The 14,003-nt window shown below is 70.6% G+C and carries 13 protein-coding genes; 7 read left to right on the plus strand and 6 right to left on the minus strand.

Annotated features, from left to right (window positions below; all coding sequences use genetic code 11):
• The 4 genes from QZ772_RS04280 to QZ772_RS04295 all read right to left on the minus strand — a co-directional run.
• Positions 1 to 602 (minus strand): ABC transporter substrate-binding protein (locus QZ772_RS04280; protein WP_295523368.1); only part of this gene is annotated, 602 nt, incomplete at its 3' end.
• Positions 603 to 746: 144 nt separating this feature from the next.
• Complete coding sequence (locus QZ772_RS04285; protein WP_295523370.1) at positions 747 to 1,022, minus strand: hypothetical protein; 276 nt, start codon at positions 1,020 to 1,022, stop codon at positions 747 to 749.
• Positions 1,019 to 2,536 (minus strand): sigma 54-interacting transcriptional regulator, encoded by a 1,518-nt coding sequence (locus QZ772_RS04290; RefSeq protein ID WP_295523372.1) that lies wholly within the window; start codon positions 2,534 to 2,536, stop codon positions 1,019 to 1,021. Before QZ772_RS04290 ends, QZ772_RS04285 begins: the two co-directional genes overlap by 4 nt.
• 32 nt (positions 2,537 to 2,568) lie before the next feature.
• Positions 2,569 to 3,975 (minus strand): DUF2130 domain-containing protein, encoded by a 1,407-nt coding sequence (locus QZ772_RS04295; RefSeq protein ID WP_295523374.1) that lies wholly within the window; start codon positions 3,973 to 3,975, stop codon positions 2,569 to 2,571.
• Positions 3,976 to 4,066: 91 nt separating this feature from the next.
• Between QZ772_RS04295 and QZ772_RS04300 the strand changes: the two genes are divergently transcribed.
• From QZ772_RS04300 to QZ772_RS04315, 4 genes are read left to right on the plus strand one after another with little or no spacing between them, the layout of a single operon-like run.
• Complete coding sequence (locus tag QZ772_RS04300) at positions 4,067 to 4,747, plus strand: CerR family C-terminal domain-containing protein (RefSeq protein ID WP_295523376.1); 681 nt, start codon at positions 4,067 to 4,069, stop codon at positions 4,745 to 4,747.
• The gene (locus QZ772_RS04305; RefSeq protein ID WP_295523378.1) at positions 4,744 to 6,351 is read left to right on the plus strand and encodes an efflux transporter outer membrane subunit; all 1,608 of its coding nucleotides are present in this window, start codon (positions 4,744 to 4,746) and stop codon (positions 6,349 to 6,351) included. The genes QZ772_RS04300 and QZ772_RS04305 overlap by 4 nt, the downstream gene beginning before the upstream one ends.
• Before the next feature lie 28 nt (positions 6,352 to 6,379).
• On the plus strand, positions 6,380 to 7,534 hold the full coding sequence (locus QZ772_RS04310) for an efflux RND transporter periplasmic adaptor subunit (RefSeq protein WP_295523380.1): 1,155 nt from the start codon (positions 6,380 to 6,382) through the stop codon (positions 7,532 to 7,534).
• A gap of 16 nt (positions 7,535 to 7,550) precedes the next feature.
• Positions 7,551 to 10,706 (plus strand): efflux RND transporter permease subunit, encoded by a 3,156-nt coding sequence (locus tag QZ772_RS04315; protein ID WP_295523383.1) that lies wholly within the window; start codon positions 7,551 to 7,553, stop codon positions 10,704 to 10,706.
• On the opposite strand, the gene QZ772_RS04320 is transcribed toward QZ772_RS04315, so the two are convergent.
• Entirely contained in the window at positions 10,681 to 11,574 is an 894-nt protein-coding gene (locus QZ772_RS04320) for an MBL fold metallo-hydrolase (RefSeq protein WP_295523385.1), read from the minus strand. The genes QZ772_RS04315 and QZ772_RS04320 overlap by 26 nt on opposite strands.
• An 86-nt stretch (positions 11,575 to 11,660) precedes the next feature.
• On the opposite strand from QZ772_RS04320, the gene QZ772_RS04325 reads away from it, so the two are divergent.
• The 3 genes from QZ772_RS04325 to QZ772_RS04335 are packed head-to-tail and all read left to right on the plus strand — an operon-like array spanning position 11,661 to position 12,931.
• On the plus strand, positions 11,661 to 12,020 hold the full coding sequence (locus QZ772_RS04325; RefSeq protein WP_295523387.1) for a metalloregulator ArsR/SmtB family transcription factor: 360 nt from the start codon (positions 11,661 to 11,663) through the stop codon (positions 12,018 to 12,020).
• 34 nt (positions 12,021 to 12,054) lie between these two features.
• Positions 12,055 to 12,489 carry a YeeE/YedE family protein gene (locus QZ772_RS04330; protein WP_295523389.1) on the plus strand — a complete coding sequence of 145 codons (435 nt, stop codon included), beginning with the start codon at positions 12,055 to 12,057 and terminating at the stop codon, positions 12,487 to 12,489.
• Positions 12,490 to 12,496: 7 nt separating this feature from the next.
• Positions 12,497 to 12,931 carry a YeeE/YedE family protein gene (locus QZ772_RS04335; RefSeq protein WP_295523391.1) on the plus strand — a complete coding sequence of 145 codons (435 nt, stop codon included), beginning with the start codon at positions 12,497 to 12,499 and terminating at the stop codon, positions 12,929 to 12,931.
• A 63-nt stretch (positions 12,932 to 12,994) separates the two neighbouring features.
• On the opposite strand, the gene QZ772_RS04340 is transcribed toward QZ772_RS04335, so the two are convergent.
• The gene (locus QZ772_RS04340) at positions 12,995 to 13,771 is read right to left on the minus strand and encodes a DeoR/GlpR family DNA-binding transcription regulator (RefSeq protein ID WP_295523393.1); all 777 of its coding nucleotides are present in this window, start codon (positions 13,769 to 13,771) and stop codon (positions 12,995 to 12,997) included.
• Positions 13,772 to 14,003: the final 232 nt, after the last annotated feature.

A 14,003-nucleotide genomic window follows, 5' to 3' on the forward strand; every position in this document is an offset into this window, starting at 1 on the left:
GGCAGGTATTCCTCATGGACGATCTTGGCCCTCTTCACCGCGTCCTTGAAAGCCTTCACGCCGTCGCGACCGAAGGCGTAGTCCTGGGCCAGCGTGGCGATGGTGGTGCCGGGCTTGTCCAGCGCCACGGCGTTGCTGATCGCGTCCTGGCTCGAATTGCGGCCGGTGCGGAAGATGTACTTGTTCCACTTGTCGCCGGTGATCGAGTCGGCCACCGCGGGCTCGACGATCAGCAGCTTCTTGTATTCCTCGGCCACCGGCAGCATGGCCAGTGCCACGCCCGACGACGTGGGACCGACGGCCAGCGCCGCCTTGTCGTCGGAATAGGCGGCGGCCAGCAGCGACTTGCCCAGGTCGGGCTTGCCCTGGTCGTCCTTTTCGATCACGACGATCTTCTTGCCATTGACGGTCATGGTGCCGCCGGTGGCGTAGTCCAGGCCCATCATCAGGCCGGTCTGGGTCTGCTTGCCGTAGGCCTCCAGCGGGCCGGTCTTGCTGTAGACGTGGGCGATGCGGATTTCGTTGGACTGGGCCCAGGCCGAAGCGGGGACCGCGACAGAGGCGGCGAGCGCGGCCAGGGCGACGAGGTGGCGACGGTTCATTCGTTGTCTCCTGAAAAAGGTGACTGAACGTTGCACAGTTCGTGCCACTTGCCAAGCCATTGAAATCAATAGCTTCTTTATTCGACCGAGCGTCGGACTGCCTGATTTACGAACATCTGGCCTGCCTGAATTTCAGTCGAATGTTCAGCTTTCAGGCAGGGCTTTCCCTGAGGTCTTGCGCTCGGCGATCCACTGCTCGAACTGACGCTCGGCCCGCTGGCGGAACTGGTTGCGTGCATGGTTGCAGGCCGCATGCGCAAGCCGCCGGTGCTTCGAGGAGCGGACACCGCCGAAGGTCGAGTCGACCAGATGCTCGATGGTGGCCGACTCCGGCCGACCCGTGGGCTCGTCGAAATCCATCGGCAGGCCGCACCAATGGCAGTTGGGCCCGAAGGTGGCGCGCAGTGCCTTGACGCTCACGGGTTCGCCATCCGTTCGTACAGCGTCGCACGAGAGATGCCCAGCAGCCGCGCCGTCGCCAGCTTGTTGCCACCCGTGGAAGCCAGTGCCGCGGCGATCGCCTTGCGCTCGAGCTCGGCCACCTGCTGCGACAAGGGGCGCAACAGCGCCGCCTGCTCGCCGGCGTCCTGGCTGGTCTGCAGGGTGGCCGGTAGCTCGACCTGCTCCAGTCCGGCTTCGCGGAGGATGCGTTCGAGCTGCGCCGCGTCGATGCGCTGCGAGTCGCTTCGCATCGTGACCTGCTCCAGCACGTTGCGCAGTTCGCGAATGTTGCCGCGCCAGTGCTGGCCCGCCAGCAGGGCCAGCGCATCGGGCAACAGCTCGGGCGGCGCATCGCCGGTGCGCTGGGCCACCTCGTCGCCCAGGGCCTCCACCAGCGCCGGGATGTCGCTGCGACGCGCACGCAGCGGCGGCACGCGGATGGGCAGCACGTTGAGGCGGTAGTACAGGTCCTCGCGAAAGCGCCCCTGCGCCACCAGCGCCGGCAGGTCGCGCGAGGTGGCGGCGATCACCCGCGCATCGAAGGCCACCAGCTTGTTGGAGCCCAGGGGCTCAATCTCCCCTTCCTGCAGCGCGCGCAGCAGCTTGGCCTGCAGCGTGAGCGGCATGTCGCCGATCTCGTCCAGGAACAGCGTGCCGCCGTCGGCGAACTTGAACTTGCCCTCGCGCCCGCGCCGGTCCGCACCGGTGAAGGCGCCGGGCGCGAAGCCGAAGAACTCGGCCTCCAGCAGCGTGTCGGGCACGGCCGCGATGTTGACGCTGACGAAGGGCCCGGCCGCCCGTGCCGAGGCGCCATGGATCGCATGGGCCAACAGTTCCTTGCCCGTGCCCGTCTCGCCCAGCAGCAGCACCGGGCTGGTGGACTGGGCCGCGCGCCGCGCATGGCGCTTGACCTCCACCGCCGCCGGGCTGCTGCCGATGAAACTGGCGAAGCTGTACTTGGCCTGGCGCGGCAGCCCGCCTTCCAGGCCGTTGCGCGCCGCCCGGCTGGCCTGGCTGGCCAGCTCGCGCCGGGCCTCGTCCAGGTCGCGCTGCAGAAGGGCGAACTTGGCCACCAGCGGCTGCAGCGTGGTCTGCGGATGGTCGAAGAGCACGATGCCGATGGCGCCGATCACCGGCCCCGTGCCGTCGTCGTGCTCCTCGCGCAGCGGCAGTCGGCTCACGACGAAGGTGCCGGCCTTGTTGGTCAGCAGGTCCACCAGCACCGGCTCGCCGGTCTCCAGCACGCGGCGCATCTGGGTGTTGGGGATCACCTCCTCCACCATGTGGCCCACGAACTGGTCCACGCCATCGAAGCCCAGCGCCGGCAGGAAGCGGCGGTAGCCCTCGTTGACCCACACGATGCGGCCACTGCGGTCGATCAGGAACATGCCCTGGCTGATGCTGGAGAACAGCTGGAACATCGAGCGCGCCGCCAGCGCGAGGATGCCCTGGGCATCCTGCGGCAGCGTGGGGTCGGAGGGAGCGGCAGACATGGCGCGCGATCGTAGCGGCGGGGCCAATGCCATCAAGCCTCGTCGCTGCCCGCGTCCTTCAGCTCGGCGAACTTGGCGGTCATGGTCGGGTTGCCGCGCGTGAGCTTCTTGATCGTCAGGTCCTCGGCCTTGTCGTTGGCCAGGCGCAGGTTGTTGGCCGACTTGTAGAGCGCGTCCTTGGTCTTCTCCAGGTCCTTGATCGCCTCGTCGATGCGCTTGACGGCCTCCTCGAAGCCGTCGGAGGCCAGCCGCCAGTTGCGGCCGAAAGCGGTCTTGAAGTCGTCCAGCTGGGTCTCGAAGCGGGTGATATCCAGGTTCTGCGCCTTGACCAGGGCCAGCTCCGACTTGTAGGCCAGCGCCTTGGTGGCCGCATTGCGCAGCAGCGTCACCATGGGAAGGAAGAACTGCGGCCGCACCACGTACATCTTCGGGTATCGATGGAACACGTCCACGATGCCGGTGTTGTAGAGCTCGCTCTCGGGCTCCAGCAGCGACACCAGCACCGCGTATTCGCAGCCCTTCTCGGTGCGGTCCTTGTCCAGCTCGCGGAAGAAGTCCTCGTTCTTCTTGCGGGTGGCGGTGGCGTCGCTTTCGTTCTTCATCTCGAACATGATGGAGACGATCTCGGTGCCGTCATCGTCATGGTCGCGGAAGATGTAGTCGCCCTTGCTGCCGCTGCGCGCGTCGTTGTCCTTCTCGAAATAGGCGCGCGGAAAGGCCGTGGCGCGGATGCGGTTGAACTCGGTCTCGCAGTGCTGCTCCAGCGTCTCGCCGACCATCTTGGTCGACAGGCGCGCCTTCATGTCGCGCAGGCGCTCGATGGCATCGTCGCGGTCGCGGATCTGCGTCTCGTACTTGTCCTTGAGCATCTGCTCGGCCACCTGCTTCTCGAGCGCCACACGCTCCAGGTTGTTGCGCAGGGCATCGCGCTCCTTCTCGACCGCGCCGACGGCCTGCGTGACGGCCAGCTGCTGGGCCATGCCGCCGGCATCCAGGCGCGCCTTGAGCGCCTGGATCTCGGCGTCCTTCGCGGCCGCCGCCTTCTGCACCTCGCTCGCCAGCCGCGCCTCGGCCAGGTGGGCCGCGGACTCGCGCTCCTGCCGGGCCTGCGCCAGCTCGTGGGCGAGCTGGTCGCGCTCGCGCTCGATGCCGCCCAGCGCCTCGTTCACCGCCAGCCGGCGCGCGACCTCGCCCGCTTCGAGCCGGGCCTTGAGTTCGAGGATCTCGGCCTCTCTTGCCGAGGCTTTCCGCTCCAGCTCGCTGGCGAGCTGGGCCCGCGCCAGTTCGACCGCGCTGCGCTTGTCCTGCTCCGCCAGTTCCAGACGCTCGTGCAGCTGACGGTCGAAGTCGCTGTCGCGCACCTGCTTGAGGATGTCCGCATAGCCGGACTCGTCGATCTTGAAGGCTTTGCCGCAGTGGGGGCAGAGGATGTCTTGCATGCGCACGATCCTAGCGCGGCGTCGGACAAAGGCGCGATCGCCGCCCCGACTTTAATCATTCGTTTGATTTCCATGCTTTAATCCGCCGCGCATGACCACCGCCCTGCCCAAGCCGGCCCGGGGCGACGGGGCCGAGGCCCGCCAGCGCCTGCTGCTGGCCGCCCTCGCCCTGTTCGCCGACCAGGGCTTCGCCAAGACCTCCACCCGCGCCATTGCCGCCGCCGCCGACATGAACATCGGCGCCATCAGCTACTACTTCGGCGACAAGGCCGGGCTCTATGCCGCCTGCTTCACCGAGCCGATGGGCGGCACTGCAGAGGAGACCACCGCCCTGTGGTCCGCGCCCGGCCTCGCACTCGACGAAGCGCTGACAGTGTTCATGCGCGCCTACCTGGAGCCGCTCAAGCTCGGCGAACTCGTGCGCCAGTGCATGCGCCTGCACCTGCGCGAGATGCTGGAGCCCAGCAGCCAGTGGGCCACCGAGGTCGAGCGCGACATCAAGGCTCCGCACCAGGCCATGGTGCGGCTGCTGGCCCGCCACCTGGACGCCCGGGTGGACGACGACATCCACCGCCTGGCCTTCGCCATCACCGGCCTGGCCATGCAACCCTATGTGACGCGCGACTTCATCGACGCGATCCGCCCCGGCCTGCTGCGCACCACCCGCGCCGTGGACCAGTGGGCCGAACGACTGGCTGGCCTGGCCCTGGCCATGGTGGCGGACGAACGCAGCCGCCGCTCAGCCGACGCCTCCAAGGAACCATCTGCATGACACCGACCACCGCACCGCGTCGTCCAGTGCCCGGCCGTCTGCTGGCCGCGCTGCCGCTCGCGCTGGCCCTCGCCGCCTGCGGCGTGACCCGCCCACCGGCCGCCGTGCAGGCGCCTGCCCCCGCCCAGTGGCGCAGCCCGGTGCCCGCCGACGCCCTGCCGCACCACGGCTCCACGGCGGACCTCACGCAGTGGTGGCGCCAGGCCGGCGACCCGCTGCTGGCCGACCTGATCGAGGCCGCCCAGGCGGCCAGCCCCAACGTCGCCAGCGCCGCCGCACGCGTCACCGAGGCCCGCGGCGCCCGCACCCAGGCCGGCGCGGCCCTGGCGCCGCGGCTGGACGGCAACCTGTCGGCCACCCGCAGCGCCTCGCCGCTCAGCGGCACCAGCACGGGCAGCACCACGACCACCGGGACCGGCAGCACCAGCGTGCCGCCGGCGACCGTCCTGCAGGCCACGCTGCAGCCCAGCTGGGAGATCGACCTCTTCGGCGGCCTGCGCGCCAGCCGCGACGCGGCCATCGCCCGCCTGGATGCCGGCGAGGCCCGCTGGCACGATGCCCGCATCGCCGTGGCGGCCGAGACGGCCAATGCCTACTTCGCCGAACGGGCCTGCGCCCGCCAGTTGGCCGTGACCGAGGCCGACACGCGCTCGCGCACCGAGACCGCCCGGCTGACCGGCCTGTCCGCAGACGCCGGCTTCACCGCGCCGGCCGATGCGGCCCTGGCGCGCGCCAGCGCGGCCGATGCCTCGGCCCGGCTCACGCAGCAGCGCGCCCAATGCCGCGTGCTGCGCCACGGGCTGGTCGCGCTGACGGGTCTGCCGGCGGAGGACCTCGACCGCCGGCTCGATGCCCAGTCCACCACCGCCGCTCTGCCCGCACCGCCGGCCGTGGACGCCGTACCGGCCCAGACCCTTTTGCAGCGCCCCGACCTCTTCGCAGCCGAACGCGCCGTGGCCGCCGCCAGTGCCGATGCCGGCGCGGCCCAGGCGCAGCGCTATCCGCGCCTGACGCTCAGCGGCAGCGTGGGCCGGCTGCAGTTGCGCACGCAGGGCTTCCGCGCCTCGGTCGACACCTGGAGCGTGGGCCCGGTGGCGCTGTCGGTGCCGCTGTTCGACGGCGGCGTGTCGGCCGCCAATGCCGAGTCCGCCCGCGCCCGCTACGACGAGGCCGTGGTGCAGTACCGCGCCAGCGTGCGGCAGGCCGTGCGCGAGGTGGAAGAGGCGCTGACCAACCTCGACAGCACCCGCCAGCGCGCCGCCGATGCGGACACCGCCGTGCGCGGCTATCAGGCCAACCTCGACGCTGCGCAGGCGCGCTACCAGACGGGTCTGGCCAGCCTGTTCGAGCTGGAGGACGCCCGCCGCACCCTGTTCGCTGCGCAGACCGCGCGCGTCTCGCTGCAGCGCGAGAGCAACGAAGCCTGGGTCGCGCTCTACCGCGCGGTGGGTGGCGGCTGGCAACGGCCCGATGCCGACACCGCAGCCACCGCCTCGGCCACCGCTGCCGGCGAGTCGAACGCCGACCGCGCCGCCCCAGACGCCAAGGCCGCTACGACGGCAATCCCGACCACGACCGGCGCCACCGCCACGCCGCGCCCCTGAATCCCGCCCCGCGCCCGGAAAGATCACCATGCAACGCTCCCGACGCCCGCTCTTCCTCGTCATCCTCGTCGTGGCCGTCCTGGCCGTGGCCGCCTTCTTCCTGCTGCGCGGCAAGCCCGCAGAGGGCGAGGCGGCCAAGAAGACCGACAAGCCCGCCGCCACCGCCCGCCCTGCCCTCACCGTCACCGTGGTGCAACCGCAGCCTGCCGACCTGGTGGCCGGCCTTCCGGCCAACGGCAACATCGCCGCGTGGCAGGAAGCCATCATCGGCTCCGAATCGGCCGGCCTGCGCCTGGCCGACGTGCGGGTGAACGTGGGCGACGTGGTGAAGAAGGGCCAGGTGCTGGCCACCTTCTCGGGCGACACGGTGCAGGCCGAGGTGGCCCAGGCTCGCGCCAGCCTGGCCGAGGCCGAGGCCGCCGCGGCCGATGCCGCCGCCAATGCCGAACGTGCCCGCACGCTGTCGGCCACCGGCGCGCTGAGCCAGGCGCAGATCAACCAGTACCTCACCACCGGCCAGACCGCCAAGGCCCGCGTCGAGGCTGCCCGCGCGGCGCTGCAGGCGCAGCAGGTGCGCCAGCGCAACACGCAGGTGCTGGCACCGGACGACGGCGTCATCTCCTCGCGCACGGCCACCGTGGGCGCAGTGGTGGGCTCTGGCGCCGAGCTGTTCCGCCTTGTGCGCCGCGGCCGGCTCGAATGGCGGGCCGAGGTGGCCTCCAACGAGCTGCCCAAGGTGCGCGTGGGCCAGAAGGCCCGCGTGACGGCCGCCAGCGGCGTCACCGTCGAGGGCACGGTGCGCGCCCTGGCGCCCACGGTCGATCCGCAGACGCGCAATGCGCTGGTCTATGTGGACCTGCCCGCCAACGGCGATGTACGCGCCGGCATGTATGCGCGCGGCGAGTTCATGCTCGGCCGCATCGAGCAGCTCACCGTGCCGCAGTCGGCCGTCGTGGTGCGCGACGGCTTCGCCAGCGTGTTCGAGGTGGGCCCCGACGGCAAGGTGGCCATGCGCCGCGTGACGACCGGCCAGCGCGCGGGTGACCGCATCGCCATCGCCGAAGGCGTGAAGCCGGAGATGAAGCTGGTCGAGCGCGGCGCCGCCTTCCTCAACGACGGCGACGTGGTGCAGGTGCAGGGCCAGCCCGCGCCGGCAGCAGCCGCGCCAGCGCCCAAGCAGTGACGCAGGAGCCAAGCGCATGAACCTTTCCGCCTGGTCGATCCGCAACCCCATTCCGGCAGCGATGCTCTTCGTCCTGCTGACGCTGGCAGGGCTGCTGTCCTTCAAGTCCATGAAGGTGCAGAACTTCCCGGACATGGACCTGCCGGTGGTGGTCGTCACCGCCGCCCTGCCCGGCGCCGCGCCGGGGCAGCTCGAAAGCGACGTGGCGCGCAAGATCGAGAACTCGATCGCCACCATCCAGGGCGTCAAGCACATCACCTCCACGCTGGTCGATGGGCAGGCCACCATCGCCACCGAGTTCGAGCTGGAGAAGCCGGTGCAGGAAGCGGTGGACGACCTGCGCTCGGCCGTGAGCCGTGTGCGCGCCGACCTGCCGGCCGATCTGCGCGACCCCATCGTGGCCAAGCTGGAGCTGTCTTCGCAGCCGGTGCAGGCCTATACCATCGCCTCGGACAACTGGGACGACGAGCAGCTGTCGTGGTTCGTCGACGACACGCTGTCGCGGCGCATGCTGGCCGTGCCCGGCGTGGGTGCCATCACCCGCGTGGGCGGCGTCACGCGCGAGGTGCGCGTCGCGCTCGATCCGGCGCGCATGCAGTCGCTGGGCATCACCGCAGCCACGGTCTCCCGCACACTGCGCCAGGTGCAGATGGAAAGCGCCGGCGGCCGGGCCGAGCTGGGCGGCGCCGAGCAGCCGCTGCGCACCCTGGCCACCGCCAAGACGGCCGCCGAAGTGGCGGCCATGCAGATCCCGCTGGGCAATGGCCGCCATGCGCGCGTGGACGAGGTGGCCACCGTCACCGACACCGTGGCCGAGCCGCGCGCCCTGGCCCTGCTGGACGGCAAGCCGGTGATCGGCTTCGAGATCTCGCGCAGCCGCGGCGCCAGCGAGGTGGAGGTAGGCGACGGCGTGGAGAAGGCGCTGGACAAGCTCAAGGCCGACTACCCGCACCTGACGCTGCAGCGCACCTTCGACTTCGTGGACATCGCCCGCGGCGAGTACGACAGCTCCATGCGCCTGCTCTACGAAGGCGCGCTGCTGGCGGTGGTGGTGGTGTGGCTCTTTTTGCGCGACTGGCGGGCGACCATCGTCTCGGCCGTGGCGCTGCCGCTGTCGGTCATCCCGGCCTTCATCGGCATGTACCTGCTGGGCTTCTCGATCAACATCATCACGCTGCTGGCGCTGTCGCTGGTGGTGGGCATATTGGTGGACGATGCCATCGTGGAGGTCGAGAACATCGTGCGCCACCTGCGCATGGGCAAGTCGCCCTACCAGGCGGCCATGGAGGCGGCCGACGAGATCGGCCTGGCGGTGATCGCCACCACCTTCACGCTGATCGCGGTGTTCCTGCCCACGGCCTTCATGAGCGGCATTCCGGGCCGCTTCTTCAAGCAGTTCGGCTGGACGGCAGCGCTGGCGGTGTTCGCCTCGCTGGTGGTGGCGCGGCTGCTCACGCCCATGATGGCGGCCTACATCCTCAAGCCGCTGGTGGGCCACGACAAGGAGCCCGCCTGGATGCGCAGCTACATGCGCGCCTCAGCCTGGTGCCTGCGCCACCGCGGGCTGACGCTGCTGGGCGCGCTGGTGTTCTTCGTGGGCTCGCTGGCGCTGATTCCGCTGCTGCCCTCGGGCTTCATCCCGCCGGACAACAACGTGCAGACCCAGGTGACGCTGGAGTTGCCGCCCGGCAGCAAGCTGGCCGACACGCGCCGCGCGGTCGAGGCCGCCAGCGAGCGCATCCGCAAGGTCGGTCACATCGAAAGCATCTACGTGGCCATCGGCGGCGGAGCGGCGGGCGCCGACCCGATGTCCGGCGGCGCAGGCAGCGATCCGCGCAAGGCCACCCTGACGCTGCGCCTCGCGCCGCGCGGCGAGCGGCCGGTCAAGCAGGTGATCGAGCGCGAGTTGCGGCAGGTGATGGCCGAGGTGCCGGGCGTGCGCGTCAAGGTGGGCCTGGGCGGCTCCAACGACAAGTACATCCTGGCGCTCTCCAGCGAGGACCCGCAGGCCCTGGCCACCGCCTCGCGCGATGTAGAGCGCGACCTGCGCACCATCCCCGGCGTGGGCAATGTCAGCTCCAACGCGAGCCTGGTGCGGCCCGAGATCGCGGTGCGGCCCGACTTCGCCCGCGCCGCCGACCTGGGCGTGACCAGCAGCGACATCGCCGAGACGCTGCGCGTGGCCACGGTGGGCGACTACGAGCAGTACCTGCCCAAGCTCAACCTGGCGCAGCGACAGGTGCCGATCGTGGTGCGGCTGGACGACAGCGCGCGCGAGAACCTGTCGACGCTGGAGCGCCTGACCGTCCCCGGCACGCGTGGCCCGGTGCGGCTGGGCGAAGTCGCCACGCTGGAGCCCGCGGGCGGCCCGGCGGTCATCAGCCGCTACGACCGCGCGCGCAACGTCAACTTCGAGATCGAACTGGGCGAACGCGGCCTGGGCGAAGTGGCCGAGGCCATCCGCGCGCTGCCCGCCATCCAGGGCCTGCCGCCCAGCGTGCGCACCATCGACGTCGGCGACGCCGAGATGATGGGCGAGCTGTTCAGCAGCTTCGGCCTGGCCATGCTGACCGGCGTGCTGTGCATCTACATCGTGCTGGTGCTGCTGTTCAAGGACTTTCTGCAGCCGGCCACCATCCTGGCGGCCCTGCCGCTGTCGCTCGGCGGCGCCTTCGTGGCGCTGCTGCTGGCGGGCAAGAGCTTCTCGATGCCCTCGCTGATCGGGCTGGTGATGCTGATGGGCATCGCCACCAAGAACTCGATCCTGCTGGTGGAGTACGCCATCGTGGCCCGGCGCGGGCACGACGGCAGCGACGGCCGGCCGGCCGTCGCACCCATGAGCCGCTGGGACGCGCTGCTCGACGCCTGCCACAAGCGGGCGCGGCCGATCATCATGACCACGCTCGCCATGGGTGCCGGCATGATGCCCATCGCGCTGGCCTGGGGCGAGGCGGACATGAGCTTCCGCTCGCCGATGGCGGTGGCGGTGATCGGCGGGCTGGTCACCTCCACCATCCTGAGCCTGCTGGTGATCCCGGCCACCTTCACCTACGTGGACGACTTGGAGCAGTGGCTCAAGCGGCTGTTCCGGCGCGGCAGGCCGGCCTCGGCGGACGACACGGCCGAAGGCCGCGACCATCCGGCGGCTACAGCACGTCCACCGGAATCTTGAGGTAGCGCACGCCGTTGGCCTCGGCCGGCGGCATCGCCCCGGCGCGGATGTTGACCTGGATGGCCGGCAGGATCAGCACCGGCATGGCCAGGGTCGCATCGCGGGCCTGGCGCATCGTGACGAAGCCGGCCTCGTCCACGCCGTCGTGCAGGTGGATGTTGGCGCGTCGCTGCTCGGCCACCGTGGTCTCCCAGGCCGGCGCTCGGCCCTCGGGCGGGTAGTCGTGGCACATGAAAAGCCGCGTAGCCGGCGGCAGCGCCAGCAGGCGCTCCACCGAGCGGTAGAGCTGGTGCGCATCGCCGCCGGGAAAGTCGCAGCGCGCGCTGCCCACGTCGGGCATGAAGAGCGTGTCGCCCACGAAGGCCAACTGCGCGGTGCCGCCTTCGTCTTCCAGCACATAGGCCATGTCGGCCGGCGTGTGGCCGGGCACGTGCATGGCGCGCAGCCGCAACGCACCGACGTGGAAGAGCTCGTCGGGCTCGAACAGATGGCCGAACTGCGATCCATCGAGCGCGAAGCCCGGCTCCAGGTTGAACACCTTCTTGAACACGCCCTGCACCGTGCGGATGGCCGAGCCGATGGCGATGGTGCCGCCCAGCGCCCTCTGCAGATAGGGCGCGGCCGAGAGGTGGTCGGCATGCGCATGCGTCTCCAGCAGCCACTGCACCGTGAGGCCGTGCGTACGCACGAAGTCGATGAGGCGATCGGCCGAGTGCGTGGCGGTGCGGCCGGACTTGGGGTCGTAGTCCAGCACCGAATCGACGATGGCACAGGCCCCGCCCTCGCGCTCGAAGAGCACGTAGCTGATGGTGAAGGTGGCCGGGTCGAAGAAGGGCTGGACGCGGGCGGCAACAGGTTGGTCGGTCATCGGTGGCTCCTGGAAATCAGGGGGTGCGGAAAGGACTGGACAACAGTTTATTGAAAGATATTTTGTTTTTCAATAAACTGTCGGACATGCCCACCGCCATCACGCCTTCTTCCATCGACCTGCATCACGACGCCACCCCCGGCCCCGAGGCGCTGGCCCAGTTGCGTGCCTCCGCCGGCCGCGCCTGTGCCCTGCTCAAGGCCATGGCCAACGAAGACCGCCTGCTGCTGCTGTGCATGCTGGCCGAAGGCGAGCGGAACGTCGGCGAGCTGCAAGCCGCTACCGGCATCGTGCAGCCCAGCCTGTCGCAGCAGCTGGGCGTGCTGCGCGAGGAGGGCCTGGTGCAGACGCGGCGCGAGGGCAAGTTCATCTACTACGCACTGGCCAGCACCGAGGTGCTGCGGCTGATGCAGGCACTGCATGCCAGCTTCTGTGCGCCGCAGTGAGACCCCTTTTCCCTTCTCATCCAGGAACCTTCCCATGACCCTCGACTGGCTCCACTTCACACCCTGGCGCTCGCTCGCCGGCGGCGCCCTCATCGGCCTCTCCGCCGCGCTGCTGGTGCTGGCCAATGGCCGCATCGCCGGCATCAGCGGCATCCTGGGCACGCTGGTCGGCCGCAGCCCCGCGGGCGAACGCCCCTGGCGGCTGGCCTTCCTGATCGGGCTGCTGGCCGCGCCGATGGTGTGGCAGATCGGGGGCGCCCTGCCGGCCGCGCACATCGCGGCCAGCCCCAGCCTGCTGATCGTGGCAGGCCTGCTGGTGGGCATTGGCACGCGCTACGCGAGCGGCTGCACCAGCGGCCATGGCGTGTGCGGGCTCTCGCGCGGCTCGGTGCGCTCCCTGGCCGCCACGCTTGCGTTCATGGCCGCCGGCTTCGCCACGGTCTTCCTGCTTCGCCACCTGATCGGATGAACCCGCCATGCCTGCATTGACCGCCTTTCTCGCCGGCCTCGTCTTCGGCCTGGGCCTGCTGCTCTCCGGCATGGCCGACCCGGCCAAGGTGCTGGGCTTCCTGGACCTGGCCGGCAGCTGGGACCCGTCGCTCGCCTTCGTGATGGGCGGCGCCATCGCCGTGGCGGCGCCCGCCTTCGCCCTGGCGCGCCGACGCAGCCATGGCCTGCTGGGCGCGGCCATGCAACTGCCCAAGGCCACGCACATCGACCGCCGGCTGGTGCTGGGCAGCCTGGTCTTCGGCGCCGGCTGGGGTCTGGCGGGCTTCTGTCCCGGGCCAGCGCTGGTGAGCGCCGCCGCGGGCTACCGCGAAGCCTGGCTCTTCGTGGTGGCCATGGTGGCAGGCATGGCCATGTTTTCCTTGCTGGAAGGCGGCTGGCGCCGTCAGCCGCGGGCGGCCTGAATTCGGACGTCTCGCCTGAAGCGCCGTGGAAGCGGACCTTGGCGCCAGTAGCTCTTGCCGGGTTCAGGCGAACACCACCTCGCAGCTCGACGCCATCAGCGCGGCCATGCCTGCGCGCTGTCGCGCACGCGCATCGGTGATCAGCGTGTGCACGCTGCCGATGGGCGCATAGGCGATGCGGCTGCGCTGGCCGATCTTGCTGTGGTCGGCCAGCGCGATGCAGCGGCGCGCGGCGGCCACCATGGCGCGCGCCACCTCGGCTTCGGGCCGCTCGAAGCTGCTGGCGCCATGCTCGGCGCAGATGCCCACGGGCGAGAGCAACGCCACGTCGGCACGGTAACGCTGGATCTCCGCCACCGTCTGCGCCCCGCAGGTGGCGGGCACCTCGGTCAACAGCTGGCCGCCGAGCAGGATCACCTCGTTGGCGCGGCGGCTCTTCTCGTCGCGGGTGAGGTGCCGCGCCACTTCCAGCCCATTGGTCACGATGGTCAGGCCGCTCAGGCCGGCCATCTCCTGCGCCAGCAGCGCCGTCGTGGTGCCGGCATCGACCAGCAGCGTCTGGCCCGGCCGCAGCAGGCGCGCGGCGGCCCGGGCGATGGCCTTTTTCTCCCGTGCGCGCGTGGCCTCGCGCACGGCCAGCGGCGCCTCGCGGCCGGCCTCTTCCACACCCACGCCGCCGCCATGCACACGGCGCAGGGCGCCTTCGGCCTCCAGCGCCTGCAGGTCGCGCCGCACCGTCTCACGCGAAACACCCAGCTCCTGCACCAGGCGGTCGGTGCTCACGGCGCCCTGGGTGCCGAGGAGTGAGCGGATTCGGTGGATGCGCGCTTGTTGGAGCATGAAGGTCGCAGCAGAAGGATCGGGGAAGCGGGTGCCGCCCGGTGCCAGCGCCTGTCGGGGCCGGCACGGCGGGAGGCCGCGACGGCATCGTAGCGGCGTGCACCTGAACCGGCCCTGTGCGAGCCGGCGGGCACGGCCTGCGACGGTGCCAGTTGGAGCCGTTCGCGCTGAGCTTCCTTCCCACAGTCGGCGCTGAGCTCCCTTCCTCCGTTCGCGCTGAGCCTGTCGAAGC

This window comes from uncultured Pseudacidovorax sp. (assembly GCF_913773995.1).
In the GTDB taxonomy this organism is placed as follows: Bacteria; Pseudomonadota; Gammaproteobacteria; order Burkholderiales; family Burkholderiaceae_C; genus Xenophilus.